The following is an 18,212-nucleotide window of genomic DNA, read 5'->3' as shown; positions in this document are numbered from 1 at the left end:
CTTTACGGCGCCGAAAACTGCCCATAAAAGACCGCTCGCCGCCGGACGCATCCGGCTCTTACTGATGCATGTCGTAGCGCCAAAACCGCTAAGCAGTCTTGGGCGACATGCATTTTACCACCCGCGCTCGTTTGCGGGACTGGATAGGAGAATCTTATGCTGAATTCCGTTTCCCTGACATTTCCCGATGGTTCCGTTCGCGATTACGACGCGGCGATGACCGGCGCCGGCCTGGCGGAATCGATCTCGAAGTCGCTGGCCAAGAAGGCCGTTGCCTATTCGATCGACGGCACGCTGCGCGATCTTTCCGACCCGATCGGCAGATCGGGCAAAGTCGAGATCATCACCCGCGAGGACCCGCGTGCGCTGGAGCTCATCCGCCACGATGCAGCCCATGTGCTGGCCGAAGCCGTGCAGGAACTTTGGCCGGGAACGCAGGTGACCATCGGGCCGGTGATCGAAAACGGGTTCTACTACGATTTTGCCCGCAACGAGCCGTTCACGCCCGACGATTTCCCGGTGATCGAGAAGAAGATGCGCGAGATCATTGCACGCAACAAGCCGTTCACCAAGGAGGTCTGGTCGCGCGAAAAGGCGAAAAGGATCTTTGCCGACAAGGGCGAGCGCTACAAGCTCGAGTTGATCGACGCCATTGCCGAGGACCAGGATCTCAAGATCTATGCACAGGGCGACTGGTTCGACCTCTGCCGCGGCCCGCATATGGCCGCGACCGGCCAGATCGGCAGCGCCTTCAAGCTGATGAAGGTCGCCGGCGCCTATTGGCGCGGCGACAGCAACAATCCGATGCTGACCCGCATTTACGGCACGGCCTGGGCCGATCAGGCGCAGCTCGAAGCCTATCAGACGATGCTGGAGGAGGCCGAGAAGCGCGACCACAGGAAGCTCGGCCGTGAGATGGACCTGTTCCACTTCCAGGAGGAGGGCCCCGGGGTCGTCTTCTGGCACGCCAAGGGCTGGAGGATGTTCCAGAACCTGGTCAATTACATGCGTCGCCGCCTCGACGAGCAGGGCTATCAGGAAGTCAACGCGCCGCAGGTGCTCGACAAGAGCCTGTGGGAGACGTCAGGCCACTGGGGCTGGTACCGGGACAACATGTTCAAGGTGACCGTTGCTGGCGACGACACCGACGACGACCGGGTGTTTGCGCTGAAGCCGATGAACTGCCCCGGTCACGTCCAAATCTTCAAGCATGGGCTGAAATCCTACCGCGATCTGCCGGTAAAACTTGCGGAATTCGGCAATGTGCATCGCTATGAGCCGTCCGGCGCGCTGCACGGGCTGATGCGCGTGCGCGGCTTTACCCAGGATGATGCGCACATCTTCTGCACCGAGGAACAGCTCGCCGACGAGTGCATCAAGATCAACGATCTGATCCTCTCGACCTATGCCGATTTCGGCTTCGACGAAATCACCGTCAAGCTGGCGACCCGCCCCGAAAAACGGGTCGGCACCGACGCGATGTGGGATCATGCCGAGGGCGTGCTGCAGGACGTGCTCGACAAGATCGCGGCGCGGTCGGGCAACCGGATCAAGACGGGCGTCAATCCGGGCGAGGGCACGTTCTACGGGCCGAAGTTCGAATATGTGCTGAAGGACGCCATCGGCCGAGACTGGCAATGCGGCACCACGCAGGTTGATTTCAACCTGCCTGAACGGTTCGGCGCCTTCTACATCGGCTCGGATTCGGAAAAGAAGCAGCCGGTGATGGTGCATCGCGCCATCTGCGGCTCGATGGAGCGGTTTCTCGGCATCCTGATCGAGAATTATTCCGGCCATTTCCCGCTCTGGTTCGCGCCGCTGCAGGTGATGGTGGCGACGATCACTTCCGATGCCGACGATTACGCCCAGAAGGTCGTTGCGCAGCTGAAGGCGGCGGGGCTGATCGCCGAAGCCGATCTGCGCAACGAGAAGATCAACTACAAGGTCCGCGAGCATTCGCTGGCCAAGGTGCCGGTCATCCTCGTCTGCGGCAAGCGCGAGGCCGAGGAAGAAACGGTCAATATCCGTCGTCTCGGGTCGCGTGACCAGGAATCACTCGGCCTCGCAGCCGCCGTGAAGCTGCTTGCCGACGAGGCGGTGACACCCGACCGCAAGCGCCGCGCGGCCTGAACCAGTCGACCAGCAACGAATGGCGGTGGAGCGATCCACCGCCATTTTTTATATTTTATATGCCTGTCACGCCGCGCGCCTATCTGGCAGATCGATCGACGTGCGCGTCGGCGACGCGCTGGCGCGACCCATGCACAAAGCAGCTTAGAGGGGCGCGTCTCAGTCGGCGCCTTCCTCGGAATCGATGGCCGAAGCCTCGGTGGCCAGAACCTCGATATCCTGGTTGTGCCCAGCCACCACCGTAAAATCCTTCTGGTAGATGCGATCGCGGTTCTTGGCGATGATGGTGTAGTCGCCCTCGGCCAGCACCATCGAGGCAAAGGCGCCGACGGTTTCCTTGATCGGATCGCCGGATTCGTTGAGCAGGGACCAGGAGGTGTCGGCGATCGCCTCGCCGCCTGGTTCGCGCACCAGCTTCATGGTCATCTCGGCGGCACGGTGCTCGACGGTCGCTTCGGTCAGCTTGCCGGCCTCGACGCGGATGTCGGAGCGGATGACCGCGTTCACCGCGCCATAGGTCGACACGACGTGGTAAGTGCCGGCATTGAGCCGCACGACGCTGTTCGGCTCGACATCGGGTATGATCAGGGCGCGATCGCCATCGGCCGCGGCGTGGCTCTCATAGATCGAGAAGCGCAGCTTCTTCGGCGGTATGCGTACCCCGCCGGACAGCACTGCATCGAGCTTGAGGCCACCGGCATCGAGCACGAGACTCTCGCGCTTGGCTTCCTTGCCGACGGTGATGCGCTTGGTGGCGCCGGCCCGCCCGTAGGAGGCGTGGACCAGATACGAACCCGGCTCGAGCTGGAATATGGCGGTGCCGCCATGAGAGGAGGCGACCATCGTCAGCTTGCCGTCGCTGGCCGATTCGGGTTTGAAGACGCGCCAGACTATGCCGCGCGTGATGTCGGCGCCCTTGTCGGTCAATTGCGCCGACAGCGTGATCGCCCCGCTGCTGCCCAATGCCAGCGATGTCTCGCTTTTCGGAGGCGCATAGCCCGAAATTCCGGGAAGCTTCAGCTCGCCGAGGCCGTCTACATCCTGGGCGACGGCAAGCGAAACCGGCACTATCAACAGTGCGGCAGCGAGCCATATCAGGAAAAGACGCAATGTCCCCTCAAACATGCCTTGCGTTGAAGCCCAAGGCGGTGGCAATTTCAAGGCTTAAGAGTCCGGTCGGCTTCTGCTACAGGGCTCTTTGTCCGGCGCGCCGCGCCAATGGCCAAGCCGCCCGATGTCCCGATGGTGCGCTTCAGCTCAAATTCCAGGAGACTTGCGCCCATGGCGTCGCCGATCATCGATCTTCTGCTGACCCGAAATTCCGCGCCGATCCCGGATTTGAAAGAACCGGCACCGGGCGATGCGGAGATCGCGACGATGATCGCCGCCGCCTCACGGGTGCCGGACCATGGCCGGCTGGAGCCTTGGCGTTTCATCCTTTATCGCGGCGAGGCCCGCATCGAGATCGGCAAGAAGCTGGCAGAACTTGCCGAACAGCGCGAAGGGCCGCTGCCGGAAGGCCGGCGCAACCAGGAACTGGCGCGCTTTTCGCGCGCGCCGCTGGTCATCGGCGTGATTTCTATCCCCAGGGAAAACCCAAAGATCCCGCAATGGGAGATGTTCCTGTCCGGCGGCATGGCGGCGATGAACCTGATGCTTGCCGCCAATGCGCTGGGCTACGGCACCAACATGATCAGCAACTGGTATTCCGACGTGCCGGAGGGCAGGGCGATCCTCGGCCTGGCGCCGCATGAGCGGGTCGTCGGCTTCGTCCATATCGGCTCCTACCGGGGGCCAGCGCCGGAACGACCGCGGCCCGATCCGGCAAAGCTCTATGCCGACTATTCAGGGCCGTGGGTGGGATAATTCCGGCGCGGAACAGACCCCTAAGGATCAAGCTCCGATGCCTTGGCTCGCGCCAGGAGCCGCTCTGCGAGCTTGAGATGCGGCCGATCGTACATCTTGCCGTCGATGCCGACGACGCCTGGATTTCCTGCCGCCTCGAACGCCTCGACGATCGCCAGGGCGCTTTTCACCGCTTGCGCCGAAGGCGTGAAGGCGGCGTTGATGACCGGCACCTGCGCCGGATGGATCGCCATCTTGCCGGTGAAACCGTCGCGCTCGGCCTCGGCGCATTCGGCCTCGAAGCCGGCCATGTCGCGAAAATCCGGAAAGACGGTGTCGATTGCCGCGACTTCCGCGGCACTTGCGGCAAGCATGGTCATGGTGCGGGCGAGGCGGAACACATCCGTGTAGCGGCCGTTCCCGTCGCGCGTCGCGCGTGCGCCGATTGCCGCCGACAGATCTTCCGCCCCCCAAGTGACGCCGACAAGCCGCGCGCTTGCCTTGGCGTAGGTTGCAGCGGCCATTACGCCGGCTGCGGTTTCGGTGATGATCGGCAGGATCCTTATCGCGCCATCCGGCAGGCCGCTTTCGGCTTCGTGCACCCTGAGCTTGGCCGAGAGATGCTGGACATCCAGTCCGCTGTTCGACTTAGGCAGCATGATGCCGTCTGGTTTCACCGGCACGAGCGCCGCCAGATCGTCGTCGGTCAGTCCGGTCGAAAGATCGTTGACGCGAACATAGATCGCGGAGCTGGTCCGGTGCCTGTGCGCGGCGATGAAACGCGCCGCTGTGTCGCGTGCCAGACCTTTGTTCTGCTCGGCAATCGAATCCTCGAGGTCGACGATGACCACGTCGGCGCCTACGCCAAAGCCCTTCTCCAGCTTCTTTTCCGAATCGCCGGGAACGAAGAGCAGAGAACGCATCGGCTATGCCTTTTTCATCATCATGGCTTGCCTCGTGCATTTGGCAACCAGCACATCGTTCTGGTTATAGGCGCGGTGCTCGAACTCGACGATGCCGCGGTCCGGCTTCGACCTGGATTCACGCACCGAAACCACCGTGGTCTCGACGCGAATGGTGTCGCCATGGAAGACGGGATGTGGAAACACCGTCTCCTTCATGCCGAGATTGGCGATGGTGGTGCCGACGGTGATGTCGTTGACTGAAATGCCAATCATCAGGCCCAGTGTGAACAGCGAATTGACCAGCGGCTTGCCCCATTCGCTCTTCGCCGCGAAGTCGAAGTCGATGTGCAGCGGCTGCGGGTTCAACGTCATCACCGAAAACAACATGTTGTCGCTTTCGGTCACGGTTTTGCGCAGCGTGTGCGTGAACACTTGGCCGACAGCGAACTCCTCAAGATAAAGCCCGGCCATGGTCGATCTCCTCCGCTGCTTCAGGGTTGATAGGCGTTGCATATAGCGCTCGCAAGCCAGTTAACGAACATGGTGAACCGTTCGTAAACCATTTGTGCCTACGGTCTCCACCAGGGTCAGAAGCGTTCTGGCAAGGGGCGTAAGCAGGCGACATGGTCGTTTCGCATTTCCTGAAATGGATCCATACGGCGAAGGTGTCGGAGCGTGCTGCGGCGGCAACCGCGCTGGCTCGCGCCTATGTCGACTCGGACCTGCCTTTCGAGGACCGCTGCGCTGCGGAGGCGGCGCTGACGCTGCTGCTCGACGACGCATCGTCGAAGGTGCGACTGGCAATCGCCGACGCGCTTTCCATGAGCCACCACGCGCCGCCGCAGATTGTCAGCGCGCTGGCGTCGGACCAGCCCGAGGTGGCCGCTTTGGTACTGGCGCGCTCGCCGCTGCTTACCGATGCCGACCTGATTGATCGGGTTGCCGGCGGCCAGAAAGCGACGCAGAAGGTGATCGCCGACCGGCCGCGTGTCTCGATGTCGGTTGCGGCGGCGATCGCCGAGATCGGTGAGCCGGAGGCTTGCACCACGCTGCTCGCCAACAGCGGCGCCGATATCGCATCCGTCAGCTTTCGCCGCATGGCCGAGCGGCACGGCCATCTGCCTCTGGTGCGCGAGGCGCTGATCGCCGACACCCGGCTGCCCGCCGATTGCCGGCATATGCTGCTGGTCAAGCTCGGGGAGATGCTCAAGGGGTCGCCGCTGGTGCTGGCGCTGATGGGCGCCGCCAGGGCCGAGCGCGTCACGCGCGATGCTTGCATCAAGGCTTCGCTGACGCTGATCGAAGGCACGCGGACAGAGGAACATACCGCACTTGTCGAACATCTGCGCCTGCGCGGCGACCTGACCGCAAGCTTCGTCGTCCGCACCATTGCGCACGGCAAGGTCGACTTCTTTGGTTCGGCGCTGGTCGCGCTCAGCCAACAGTCCGAACAACGGGTGAGAGCACTGCTGGCCGGCGGCCATGACGTGGCTCTGCAGGCACTGTTCCGCAGCGCCGGGCTTGCCGCCGCCACCCACGCCATCATTCTGCGCGCGCTGAAGGTCTGGCGCGAGGTCGCCAACGGCAAACGCCTCGCCGGCGTCCAGGAAGTCAGTTGGCTGATGCTGAAGGAATTGGGCGGACAGTCCGCAGAAGGCGATCTCGCCGGGCTGGTCAAATCGATCCATCTCGACGCGCTGCGCGAGAACGCACGCGGGCACGCGCTGGCGATCGCCGCTGCTTAAACCCGGTCCTTCGCGAAAAAATCCGGAAAATCCTCGATCGCGGCGGCAATGATGCGCAGCGAGGCGGCGATCTGCAGCATTTCGGCTGCTTCGCTTCGCTCCGCGATGCCAGCTGCATATTGCCTGGCGACGGCGACGGTCGCCGTCTGCGGCTCGCCGGGCCGCCTGAACAGCAGCTCGCGTGCCAGACCGCGCAGGAAATTGGCGATGGAAAGTGCTGTTTCAGGTGGGATCGCGGAACTCTGTTGCGCGTTGCGCAGCCGTAGGATTTCGAGGCCGACGGTAACCGCAGCTATGCCGCCGCCGAGAACCGCGTCGCCTTTCTTGCCGGCGTTCTGCAGCAGTGGCATCAACTGGTTGATCCGGTCGTAGGCAAGGCTTTCGAAGGCCGATCGCCGCGGCAGGCGGTCGTGCAGGCAAAGGCGGGCAAGATCTTCGCGCATGGTTTGCAGGATGCGGTTGACTGTAACCCAAGGGTCGGCGGGCAGCACGACGGCGAAGACGCCGATCGCCAGAAGAATGCCGACAAGGACCGCTGCCGAATTGGCGAGGAACGGCTCCGGATCGTAGGTCATGACCTGATGTGGGCTGAGGAAGGCGAGGAAATTGATCGCAAAGGCCGTTGCCACGCCGACGTAACGCGGATTGGCCATGCCCAGTGCCGCTGGCATCAGGATCGGGACGACGAAAACCGCGAACCAGCCAAAGCCCGGCAGCGCTGGAAGTGCTATCTGCCCGACCACAAACGCGAACGGCAGGGCGAGCAACGTGCCCTCGAAGAAGTTCCATGCCGACCGGATCGGATCGGGGCGAGCCGCGAACAGGCTGGAGACGACGGCGACCAGAATGACCGTGCCCGTCGCGTCCGACCATTTCGTCGCCAGCCAGAAGCCGGCGACCAGAAGCGTGGCGATTGCTGCGCGCACGGCATTGCGCGATGCCGCACGATAATCGCGGTGCACCACCAGCGCTGGCTGCCGCCGTTCGCGACTGGCACGAGACGAGGGAGAGCGGAGTGCATCCAGGCCGCGCAGCACTTGCTGCATGGCCTCGGCGAAGTCGGCGGCAATAGTTAGGCGGGTGACAGTGCCAGCCCAGTCAATGTCTTGCCCGGCCGCGATGCCAGGCATCTGCCGTGCCTTGCCGGCGATTGCGTCGAGCCGCGCCACCCAGGGCGCCGTATCGTCCAGCGCGCCCGGCTTGGCTACCAGTTCGCCGACAACGGCCTGCAACTCGGCGCGAACGGGGATGAGGGCTGCATTCTTCGGAGCGGCATGGGCATGCAGCGCACGCGCCGCCGACAGGGCCGACAGAAGCTGGCCGATGGTACGCCGGACCGGATAGGCGCGGGTGGCGAGGCTCGGCCCCTCCAGCCTTGCGTAGGTGCGCATCTCGCCGAGCGTCTGGACGTCGCCGATCAGCTTGCGGTGCAGCCCGGCAAGCTTTTCCGCATCGCCGCCGGAAAAAGCGCCGTCCGCATAGGCCGCCAGGTCGAGAATGCTGCGTTTCAGTCTTGAGATGATGGCGTCGGCGGCCAGTTTCGGCAGGATCAGCCGGCTGGTCAGCGCAGCGCAGACGATACCAAGCACGATTTCCGCGCAGCGCGCCACGGCGAGATCGATGACGAGGTGCGGCTGGCCGAAAGCCGGCAGGCCGATGATCATCGCGGTGTAGCCGGCAAGCGCCGCGCCATAGGCTTCCGGATTGCGTAGCAGCGACGAGACCAGCGAGCAGATGCCGATCCAGACGGCAAGAACTGCAACCAGCAACCAGGGGTTAGCATCGAAAACAGTGGTAATGCCGATCGCCGCCAGCGCGCCGGCAAACGTGCCGAGGAGACGATAAAACCCCTTCGCCAGCACCATGCCGGCGACCGGCTGTGCGACGATGAACACCGTCATCATCGCCCATTGCGGGTGGTCGAGCTTCAGCGCATAGGCGGCCAATATCGCGATGAGGCCGGCCGAAACGGTGCGCAGGGCAAAGATCCAGTCCGAACGCGTCGGCCGCGTCAGGCCAGCGATCCGCGTGCCGATATCGTCCTTCAGCCGCGCCCAGGTCAAGTGCTCGTCTCCAGCTCAGAAGGCCAAGCTAGCGGCGGGAGCTCAGATATCCAGCACTTCCGTCTCGGCGAATTCCGCGCGTTCCTGGATGAAGCGGAAACGGGCCTCGGGCTTGGTCCCCATCAATGCGTCGACCGCATCCTTGGTCGCCGCCTCGGCATCGATAACGTCGACCCTGAGCAGCGTGCGCTTTTTCGGGTCCATGGTGGTTTCCTTGAGCTGGGCAGCCATCATTTCGCCCAGCCCCTTGAAGCGGCCGATTTCGACCTTGCCGCGCCCGGTGAATTCGGTGCGCAGGAGTTCGTCCTTGTGCGCATCGTTGCGGGCATAGGCGACCTTGCCGCCTTGCCGGATCGAATAAAGCGGCGGCACCGCCAGATAGAGATGGCCGCCGCGGACCAGGCTCGGCATCTCCTGGTAGAAAAAGGTGATCAGCAACGAGGCGATATGGGCGCCGTCGACGTCGGCATCGGTCATGATGATGACCCGGTCGTAACGCAGGTCCTCGTCGCGATATCTCGAGCGCGTGCCGCAACCAAGCGCCTGGATGAGGTCGGATATCTGCTGGTTGGCGGCAAGCTTGTCGTTGCCGGCGCTGGCGACGTTGAGGATCTTGCCGCGCAGGGGCAGCACCGCCTGGCTGGCGCGGTCGCGCGCCTGCTTTGCCGAACCGCCGGCCGAATCGCCCTCGACGATGAACAACTCGGCACCGGCGGCGGCATTCTGCGTGCAGTCGGCGAGCTTGCCGGGCAGGCGCAGCTTGCGCACCGCACTCTTGCGCGACACTTCCTTTTCCTGGCGGCGGCGCACCCGCTCGTCGGCGCGCGCGATCACCCATTCGAGCAGTTTCGAAGCCTCCTGCGGATTGTCGGCCAGCCAGTGGTCGAACGGGTCGCGGATGGCGCTTTCGACGATGCGGATCGCCTCGATCGTCGCCAGCCTGTCCTTGGTCTGGCCGACGAATTCCGGTTCGCGGATGAACACCGACAGCATGCCCGCCGCCGAGATCATCACATCCTCGGAAGTGACGATCGAGGCGCGCTTGTTGCCGACCAGGTCGGCATAAGCGCGCAAGCCGCGCGTCAGGACGTTGCGGAAGCCGGCCTCATGCGTGCCGCCTTCGGCGGTCGGAATGGTGTTGCAATAGGAATTGATAAAACCGTCGCCGCCGAACCAGGTTACCGCCCATTCGAGCGAACCGTGGCCACCCTGCTTCTCGCTCTTACCGGCAAACATTTCACGGGTCACCTGGAATTCATCGCCGAGCGAGGCTTTCAGATAATCCTTGAGGCCGCCCGGAAAATGGAATTCTGCCTTGGCCGGCGTCGTATCCTTTTCCCTGATCAGCGACGGGTCGCAGGTCCAGCGGATTTCGACACCGCCGAACAGATAAGCCTTTGACCGCGCCATGCGGTAGAGCCGCGTCGGCTCGAAAGCAGCGCCCTTGCCGAAAATCTGCTCGTCTGGATGGAAGCGGATCTTCGTGCCGCGGCGGTTGTGCACCTCGCCGAGCTGCTCCAGGCCGGTCACAGGAATGCCGCGCGAGAACTTTTGCCGATAAAGTTTCCTTCCCAGCGCCACCTCGACCTCGAGATGGTCGGACAGCGCGTTGACCACGGAAACGCCGACACCGTGCAGGCCGCCGGACGTCTCGTAAACCTTGCTGTCGAACTTGCCGCCTGAATGTAGCGTCGTCATGATGAGTTCGAGCGCCGGCTTCTTGAATTTCGGGTGCGGATCGACCGGAATGCCGCGGCCGTTGTCGGTGACGGACAGGTATCCGTCGGCGGAAAGCTCGACATCGATGAAGGTCGCATGGCCGGCGACCGCCTCGTCCATCGAATTGTCGATGACCTCGGCGAACAGATGGTGCATCGCCTTGTCGTCGGTGCCGCCAATGTACATGCCCGGGCGGCGGCGCACCGGCTCCAGGCCCTCCAGCACTTCGATGTCGGCGGCACTATAGCTCTCGCTGGCGTCGCGGGCCGCCGGCCGCTTCGCCGCCTGCACGAGCGGGTCGGCCGGGCGCGCGGCGGCGCGAGCCGGTTGCGGCTGCTTGTCGAATTTGGCGAAAAGATCGTTATTGTCGTCCATGCCGGTCCTGGATTCCGATGCTGCGAATCACCACCCGATACTGCCACGCTTTTGGCGGGCAGGCGACGGAGGTTCCTGTTACGTTCGAGGATAGGGCTTCTTACTGCAAAACCATTCGACAACCAAGCGGCGGAAATGGGGTCGAGGGTGGAGCATCGACGCTTTGTAAACCCTGTCCGAAGGTTACGCCGCAAGATTGGCTGAAAAAACGGTATTTGCGGACTGTCGCTGACCTATAATGCAGCGAAACCCTCAAGAGGCTGTCGCTTAAGCATGTTGGATTACAGTTCGCTCCTGCTCGCGGCGGCGCTGTCGGGCACGTGCCTTAGCATCACCATGTTTGCGATCTGGTTCAGCGCGCCAAAGGCACGCTTTGTGCTGACGGTGGCCTGCGGCATTCTCGTGCTGGTCGCACATGTCGTGTTGTTCTGGCATTACACCAGGGATCCAAGCGCCTGGCTTTGCCAGATCGTGCTTGTGCTTCTCAGCCTCGGCTTCCTGATCATCTGCCTGTCGGCCATGCAATACCTCGGCATAGGCGACTACAGGCGAGCCATCTTGCCGACCTTGGTTGCGATGGCCGTTTGCGCGGGCGCGACGTATCTCGGGTTTGATGGTGTCGGCTTTATTGTCACCTACGCGACGGTAACGGCGCTGCTCTCGCTCATCGGGGCGATGTTCTGGATTGAGGGTGGTCACGATCGCCGGATATTGCTGGTCGTCTCGTTCCTGAGCGGCGTCTGTGCCCTGTCGTTCGGACTTTGCGGCGCGGTCCTGCTGGTCACGGGCCAATGGGTGCTCGGTGTAGCACCGGACAATTGGGCCGAGCGGGTGAATTCCGTCGTGGCCGTCGCCTGCATGACCGGGCTCGGCGCATTGACGCTCTCCCTGCACCATTTGCAGGCGCAGATCGAACTGAAGGCCGAGACGATGACCGATCCATTGACCGGGCTGATGAATCGGCGGGCGTTGACGGCACTCTACGGCGAGCGGGTCTTCGGTCCGTTCATGTCCGTTGCCATGTTCGACCTTGACCATTTCAAGAGGACGAACGACGTATTCGGTCACCCGGTCGGCGACCAGGTTCTGTGCCGCTTTGCCGCCGTCATCAGGAAATACGCCCGGACCGGCGTCGACGCCTTCCGGTTGGGCGGCGAGGAATTCGTGCTCGTCATGTCGCGGATGACGGAAGAGAAGGCCTATGACATTGCGAGCAAGATCAGCGTCGCCTTCGGCACGGAAGTCGTGGCCACCCAACTCGGTCCGTTGCGAAGCACAGTCAGCGGCGGCATCGGCTTTGGCGGAACAAACGGCACCGGTCTCGACGATGTGCTGGCCGAAGCCGACGCAGCACTCTATGCGGCAAAGCGCGCCGGGCGAAATCGCGTCGTCGTCCGGGACCGGGCGAGCAAGGCCGACGGGCCGGCCTTGCGTTCTGCCTGATTGAGGTTTCTATCTTCTTGTTAGACCCATGATCTTGTCCGAAAACCGGATTCCACTTTTCGGGATCATGATCTATTCCGCCGCACCCAGATATTCCGACAGCGGCGGGCAGGAGCAGACAAGGTTGCGGTCGCCGGCGACATTGTCGATGCGTGACACCGGCGGCCAGTACTTTGCTGCGGTGTCGGCATCGCCGGCTGGATAGGCTGCCTCCAGACGCGAATAGGGATGGGTCCACTGGCCGGCCAATGCCTCGGCGGCGGTGTGCGGCGCGTTGACCAGAGGATTGTCGCCCAACGGCCATTCGCCCTTCGCCACCTTGGCTGCCTCGCCGGCTATGGCGATCATCGCCTCGCAGAAACGATCCAGCTCGCGCTTGGGCTCGGACTCGGTCGGCTCGACCATCAGCGTGCCGGCCACCGGGAACGACATGGTCGGCGCGTGGAAGCCATAGTCGATCAGCCGCTTGGCGATATCGTCGACGCTGATGCCGGCGCTGTCCTTGAGCACGCGGGTGTCGAGGATGCATTCATGCGCGACGCGTCCGTTGCGCCCTTTGTAAAGCAGTGGGAAATGCTCGCCAAGCCGCGTCGCCACATAGTTGGCGGAGATGATCGCCGTCTCGGTCGCCTGCTTCAGGCCGGAAGCGCCCATCATGCGGATATACATCCAGGTGATCGGCAGGATGGAGGCACTGCCGAACGGTGCCGCCGCCACGGCATGGGCCGAGCCTTCGGTGACGTGGCCGGGCAGATATGGCTTCAGATGCGCCTTGACGCCGATCGGGCCGACGCCGGGGCCGCCGCCGCCATGCGGGATGCAGAAGGTCTTGTGCAGGTTCATGTGGCAGACATCGGCGCCGATATCGCCGGGACGGGCGAGGCCGACCAGCGCGTTGAGATTGGCGCCGTCGAAATAGACCTGGCCGCCATGGCTGTGGACGAGGGCACAAAGGTCGCGCGCGCCCTCCTCGAATACGCCATGCGTCGAAGGATAGGTGAACATCAGCGCCGCAAGGTTGTGCGCATGCTCGGCCGCCTTGGCCTGCAGGTCGACCATGTCGATATTGCCGTCCTCGGTGCAGCGCACGACGACGACGCTCATGCCGGCCATGGCAGCACTTGCCGGATTGGTGCCATGCGCCGAGGACGGGATCAGGCAGACGGTGCGATGGCCTTCGCCGCGCGACAGATGATAGCCGCGAATGGCGAGCAGCCCGGCATATTCGCCCTGGCTGCCGGCATTGGGCTGCAGGGTCACCGCGTCGAAGCCGGTGATCTCGGCCAGCCAGCCTTCCAGCTCGTCGATCATGGCGCGATAGCCTGTCGAATGGTTTGCCGGCGCGAAGGGATGCAGGTTGGCGACATCAGGCCAGCTCACCGGCATCATTTCGGCGGCGGCGTTGAGCTTCATGGTGCAGGAGCCGAGCGGGATCATAGCGCGGTCAAGCGCCAGGTCCTTGTCGGCCAGCCGGCGCAGGAAGCGCATCATGTCGGTTTCCGAGTGGTTTTCGCGGAAGACGGGCTGGGTGAGGAACTCCTTGCCGCGCGTTTTTCCGGGCATGGAACTGCCGGCGACAACGACGGCCTTAGCGCCGAAAAGTGCTGCGATTGCCTCCAGATCGGCTTCAGTGGAGGTCTCGTCGAAGCTGATGCCGACATGGTCGGCGTCGATGACGCGCAGCAGCCGGCTGGTCTTTTCTGCGGCGGCGGCAATCGCGCCGGCTCTGCCCTTCACTTCCACGGTCACAGTGTCGAAGCGGCTGTCGCCGAGCACCGAAACGCCCGCTGCCTTGAGGCCGGCAGCCAGGCGGTTGGCCAGCGTGTGGACGCGGCCGGCAATCGCCTGCAGCCCGGCAGGGCCATGCCAGATCGCATAGGCCGTCGCCATGTTGGCGAGCAGCGCCTGCGCGGTGCAGATGTTGGACGTCGCCTTGTCGCGGCGGATATGCTGTTCGCGTGTCTGCAAAGCGAGGCGATAACCAGGACGGCCCTTGCTATCCGTCGACTGGCCAACGAGCCGGCCGGGCATCAGCCGCGTCAGCCTGTCGGAGACGGCGCAATAGGCGGCGTGCGGCCCGCCAAAGCCCATCGGCACGCCAAAACGTTGCATCGGGCCCACGGCGATGTCGGCGCCAAGCCTGGCCGGCGCATCGGTCAGCGTCAGGCCAAGCGGGTCGGCGATGAAGACGACCAGCGCGCCGGCCGCGCGGGCCTTGTCGATTGCTGCCTTGTGATTGCCGTAGACGCCGAACGTATCGGGCCAGGAGACCAACAGGGCGGCGGTGTTGTCGTCGATCACCTCGCCGTCGACCTCGATGCCAAGCGGCTCGGCGCGCGTGCGCACGACGTCCAGCGTCTGCGGGTGCGGCGTGCCGGCCAGTGCCACCTTGGTGCGCTTGTCGCGATGATGGCGCAGCGCGATGCCAACCGCTTCGGCCACCGCCGTCGCCTCGTCGAGCAGCGAGGCCGATGCCACCGGCAGGCCGGTCAGTTCCGTCACCAGTGTCTGGAAGTTGAACAGCATCTCCAGCCGGCCCTGACTGATCTCGGCTTGGTAAGGCGTGTAAGCCGTATACCAGGCCGGGTTCTCGAACAGGTTGCGCTGGATCACCGGCGGCACGTGGACGCCATGATACCCGGCACCGATGAAGCTCTTCTGCACCGTGTTCTTTGCCATCGTCGCCGCGAGCTCGGCCAGCGCTTCCGCTTCGCTTGCGGGCGCGGGCAGGGCCAGCGGCCGGTCGAGCCGGATCGACTTCGGCACTGCCTGGCTGATCAGGGTCTCGACCGAAGGAACGCCGATCGTCGCCAGCATGGCTCTGACGTCATGGAGGCCCGGGCCGATATGGCGAGCCGAGAAGGGGTAGGGTGCTGCGGTCATCTTCCTGGTCCTGCTATCAACCAATATGGGCTTTGTAAGCGGCTTCATCGAGGAGTCCGTCGAGTTGGCGCACATTGGCCAGCTTCATCTTCCACAACCAGCCGTCGCCGGTTGCCGCCGAATTGACGAGCGAAGGATCCGATGACAGCGAGGTGTTGGCCTCGGTGATCTCGCCGTCGACCGGCGCGTAGACATCCGATGCGGCCTTGACCGATTCGACCACCACGGCGGTGTCGCCCTTGGCCAGTTTTCTGCCCAGTTCCGGCAGTTCGACGAAGACGAGGTCGCCGAGCTGCTGCTGCGCGTAGTCAGTGATGCCGACCGTGGCGATGCCGCCCTCGACGCGCAGCCATTCGTGATCTTCGGTGAAATAGGTCTTTGCCATTGAAATCATCCTTTGCGGTAGCGATGGGGCGTGAAGGGCAAGGGGTGGATGTCGACCGGGATTTTCGTCCCGCGGACATCGGCGAACAGTTTTGCGCCGGATTTGGCAAGCGGCGTCTGGACGTAGCCCATGGCGACCGGATGACCGGCCGAGGGGCCGAAGCCGCCTGAGGTGACATGGCCGGCAGGGTTGCCGTCAGCATCGAAAAGGGCAGCACCGGCGCGCACCGGCTGGCGGCCTTCCGGCTTCAGGCCGACGCGTTTTTGCGCCGGACCACGCTCCAGGATGGCGCGCAGCGCATCGGCGCCGATGAAGGCGCCAGAGGCGCGAACCTCCTTGGGGATGGCCCACATCAGCCCGGCGCTGGCCGGATCGATCTCCGGCGTGATGTCCAGCCCGTGCAGGCACAGTCCGGCTTCGAGCCGCAGGCTGTCGCGGGCGGCAAGGCCGACCCACATCACCCGCTCGTCCTCGAGCAGCCTGGCGACGAGGTTTCTTGCATCCGCTTCCGGCAGGCCGATCTCGAAGCCGTCTTCGCCGGTATAGCCGGACCGGCTCATGAACCATTTTTCGCGCGGCTCGATGCCGTGCATGAACACCAGCGAACCGGTCTCGATGCCGGCGCGGGAAAGGGCAGCCCACGCCTCGGGGCCCTGTATGGCCAGGAAGACGCGGTCGAGCGCATCCACTTTTACATCGAAATCGCCCTCTGCATCGAAATTTTTGGCCAGTGCGCGCAGATGCTTTTCGTCGGCGGCGGCGTTGCCGGCATTGGCGACCATCATGAAGCGCTCGGCGCCGAGCCTGGTGACGATCAGATCGTCCAGAATGCCGGCCGCCTCATTGAGGAAGAACGTGTATTTGGACTGGGAAACCTCAAGTGCGCCGGCATCGAACGGGCAGGCGCGGTTCAGAAGCGCTGCTGCGCCCGGGCCGCTGATTTCGAACAGCTTCATGTGCGAGATGTCGAACAGGCCGGCATGCTCGCGGCTGTGCAGGTGCTCCTTCATCACGCCGGCCGGGTAGGTCAGCGGCATCGACCAGCCGGCGAAGGCGCCGAAGCGCGCACCGGCTGCCATGTGCAGATCTTCAAGGGGGAGGTGTTTGGTGTCGTCGCCCGTCATGTCATCTCCAGAGTCGCACGCAAGCGGCCGCGAATGGCGACCAGTCCGTGCCCCTCTGTCTGAAGCCTGAGAGACTCGCGCCCCGTAACTCTGTCGGCAGCGCTTACACCTTCGGCGCGGGGGCAAGCCCCGACTTTCCAGAGTGTCTTTCCCGTCTACGGTTCTTTTGCCTGAGAGATTTCGGGCGATTTCCCCTTCGGCGGCAGCTCTCGCTGCTCTCTCCCACAAACAGGTAGGACTCGGTCAGGAGCCCTCGACTCGTCATCCATAGCCCGTGGACGACACCTTGTCACCTGCCGGCGACATTTTTACTGCCAGGTCTTCTGCGGGCCTTCTTTACAGGCAAGCCTTCGCTAACCACGCCGCTTGCCGGTTTCTCAAGACCTTGCCGATATACCGCATAAGGGCCGGCAATTACCGGCGGCGGGCGGGGAACAAAATGGGCGAATTGATCATGAGCGCGCCGGTGGCCGGGCTGACCTCGAAAAATCGGATCACGGCGGAAGACGTGGTCATGCTGCGCGGCGAAGTGTTCGGCGACGGCGTGGTAACGCGCGGCGAGGCCGAGGCGCTGTTTGCGCTGGATGCAACGGCGAGGGACAAATGCGCAGAATGGCTTGAGTTTTTCGTCGAGGCCGTCACCGATTTCATCGTCCACCAGGAAAAGCCGGCGGGCTATGTTTCGCAAGACAATGCCGACTGGCTGATCCGGACGATTTCGCGCGACGGCATGGTCGACAGCCAGACCGAACTCGAGCTGCTGGTGCATGTGCTGGAAGTTGCCAAATCATCGCCGAGCACGCTTTCCAGCTATGCGTTGGAGCAGGTCGCTCATGCGGTCGTGGACGGCAAGGGGCCGCTGATGACCGGCGGCAGGCTTATCCCTGGGTCGATTGCCAAGGCTGAGGTCGAGCTGTTGCGCCGCATCCTTTACGCCTACGGCGGCGATGGCAACATCGCCATCAGCCGCGCCGAGGCCGAGGTGCTGTTCGAGATCAACGAGCGGACAGCGGCGGGCGACAACGATCCGTCCTGGAACGATCTGTTCGTCAAGGCGATCGCCAATTTCGTCATGTGTTCGGCCGGCTACGAACCGCCGGTGCGCGACGTGGCGCTGCGCCGGGATTCGTTCTTCGAGCAGGCCGATCCGGAGATCGGCGGGTTCTTCAGCCGCATGGTATCGGGCGGCCTGTCCGGCATCATGGAAGCCTATCTCTCACCGGGCGACGTCGAGGCCGAATGGGAATCGAGGAACAAGGCAGCCGAGGCACTGGCCCGCCGCGCCGAGACGGTCGACGCCGGCGAAGCGAAGTGGCTCGCCGAACACATCGGCGACCGGCCGCTGCATGAGAACGAGCGCGCGCTGCTGACGCTGATCAAGCACGCCTCGCCGGAAATCCACCCGGCGCTGAAGCCGCTGATCGACAAGGTTGCGTGAGCCTTTCACGAGCAACCGAGCGTCACTGCCAACCCTGAAGCGATGCGAACGGACAGGCAGCCAATTAACTGGACAGGCTCAAGCGCATCTCTAGCGACTGATTACAGCCGACGGCAGCGCATTAACCTTTCCGAGGACAGGCAACATCAGCCAGGAT

Annotated in this window: 13 protein-coding genes and 1 riboswitch; of the genes, 5 read left to right on the top strand and 8 right to left on the bottom strand. The window is 63.7% G+C overall.

The window, feature by feature from the left end; genetic code table 11:
• The first annotated feature begins 156 nt into the window (after nucleotides 1–156).
• A complete protein-coding gene (thrS, locus tag NKH49_RS05520) occupies nucleotides 157–2,130 on the top strand; it encodes a threonine--tRNA ligase (protein ID WP_352925369.1) in 1,974 nt (657 codons plus the stop codon).
• A gap of 159 nt (nucleotides 2,131–2,289) precedes the next feature.
• On the opposite strand, the gene NKH49_RS05515 is transcribed toward thrS, so the two are convergent.
• Complete coding sequence (locus tag NKH49_RS05515; protein ID WP_352817173.1) at nucleotides 2,290–3,255, bottom strand: RgsD C-terminal domain-containing protein; 966 nt, start codon at nucleotides 3,253–3,255, stop codon at nucleotides 2,290–2,292.
• Nucleotides 3,256–3,411: 156 nt separating this feature from the next.
• Here NKH49_RS05515 and NKH49_RS05510 point away from each other — a divergent pair, with 156 nt between their 5' ends.
• Nucleotides 3,412–3,996, top strand: coding sequence for a nitroreductase family protein (locus tag NKH49_RS05510; RefSeq protein WP_352925367.1), 585 nt, complete (start codon nucleotides 3,412–3,414; stop codon nucleotides 3,994–3,996).
• 20 nt (nucleotides 3,997–4,016) lie between these two features.
• Here the strand turns inward: NKH49_RS05510 and NKH49_RS05505 are convergent, their stop codons facing one another.
• Entirely contained in the window at nucleotides 4,017–4,898 is an 882-nt protein-coding gene (locus tag NKH49_RS05505; protein WP_352540658.1) for an HpcH/HpaI aldolase/citrate lyase family protein, read from the bottom strand.
• 3 nt (nucleotides 4,899–4,901) lie between these two features.
• Complete coding sequence (locus NKH49_RS05500; protein ID WP_502901046.1) at nucleotides 4,902–5,393, bottom strand: MaoC family dehydratase; 492 nt, start codon at nucleotides 5,391–5,393, stop codon at nucleotides 4,902–4,904.
• A gap of 110 nt (nucleotides 5,394–5,503) precedes the next feature.
• Between NKH49_RS05500 and NKH49_RS05495 the strand changes: the two genes are divergently transcribed.
• Nucleotides 5,504–6,625, top strand: a complete 1,122-nt coding sequence (locus NKH49_RS05495; RefSeq protein WP_352925365.1) for a DUF2336 domain-containing protein — start codon at nucleotides 5,504–5,506, stop codon at nucleotides 6,623–6,625.
• Here NKH49_RS05495 and NKH49_RS05490 read toward each other — a convergent pair.
• On the bottom strand, nucleotides 6,622–8,688 hold the full coding sequence (locus NKH49_RS05490) for an FUSC family protein (protein ID WP_352925363.1): 2,067 nt from the start codon (nucleotides 8,686–8,688) through the stop codon (nucleotides 6,622–6,624). The two genes, NKH49_RS05495 and NKH49_RS05490, sit on opposite strands and share 4 nt — an antisense overlap.
• A 42-nt stretch (nucleotides 8,689–8,730) precedes the next feature.
• Nucleotides 8,731–10,782, bottom strand: a complete 2,052-nt coding sequence (parE, locus tag NKH49_RS05485; protein ID WP_352925361.1) for a DNA topoisomerase IV subunit B — start codon at nucleotides 10,780–10,782, stop codon at nucleotides 8,731–8,733.
• 273 nt (nucleotides 10,783–11,055) lie between these two features.
• On the opposite strand from parE, the gene NKH49_RS05480 reads away from it, so the two are divergent.
• Nucleotides 11,056–12,225 (top strand): GGDEF domain-containing protein, encoded by a 1,170-nt coding sequence (locus NKH49_RS05480; protein WP_352925359.1) that lies wholly within the window; start codon nucleotides 11,056–11,058, stop codon nucleotides 12,223–12,225.
• A gap of 72 nt (nucleotides 12,226–12,297) precedes the next feature.
• Here the strand turns inward: NKH49_RS05480 and gcvP are convergent, their stop codons facing one another.
• From gcvP to gcvT, 3 genes are read right to left on the bottom strand one after another with little or no spacing between them, the layout of a single operon-like run.
• Nucleotides 12,298–15,108 (bottom strand): aminomethyl-transferring glycine dehydrogenase, encoded by a 2,811-nt coding sequence (gene gcvP / locus NKH49_RS05475; protein ID WP_352925357.1) that lies wholly within the window; start codon nucleotides 15,106–15,108, stop codon nucleotides 12,298–12,300.
• 16 nt (nucleotides 15,109–15,124) lie between these two features.
• Entirely contained in the window at nucleotides 15,125–15,493 is a 369-nt protein-coding gene (gcvH, locus tag NKH49_RS05470) for a glycine cleavage system protein GcvH (protein WP_352925355.1), read from the bottom strand.
• Nucleotides 15,494–15,498: 5 nt separating this feature from the next.
• Nucleotides 15,499–16,617, bottom strand: coding sequence for a glycine cleavage system aminomethyltransferase GcvT (gcvT, locus tag NKH49_RS05465; protein ID WP_352500837.1), 1,119 nt, complete (start codon nucleotides 16,615–16,617; stop codon nucleotides 15,499–15,501).
• A 148-nt stretch (nucleotides 16,618–16,765) separates the two neighbouring features.
• A riboswitch (glycine riboswitch) is annotated at nucleotides 16,766–16,852 on the bottom strand.
• Between the two features lie 204 nt (nucleotides 16,853–17,056).
• Here gcvT and NKH49_RS05460 point away from each other — a divergent pair.
• Nucleotides 17,057–18,055: a hypothetical protein gene (locus tag NKH49_RS05460; RefSeq protein WP_352925353.1), complete on the top strand. Its 999-nt coding sequence runs from the start codon at nucleotides 17,057–17,059 to the stop codon at nucleotides 18,053–18,055.
• Nucleotides 18,056–18,212 lie beyond the last annotated feature (157 nt).

Source organism: Mesorhizobium sp. M1088, from assembly GCF_040318575.1.
Taxonomy (GTDB): Bacteria; Pseudomonadota; Alphaproteobacteria; order Rhizobiales; family Rhizobiaceae; genus Mesorhizobium.
Note: the sequence above shows the minus strand (reverse complement) of the source record. Positions and strands in the feature narration are given on the sequence as shown.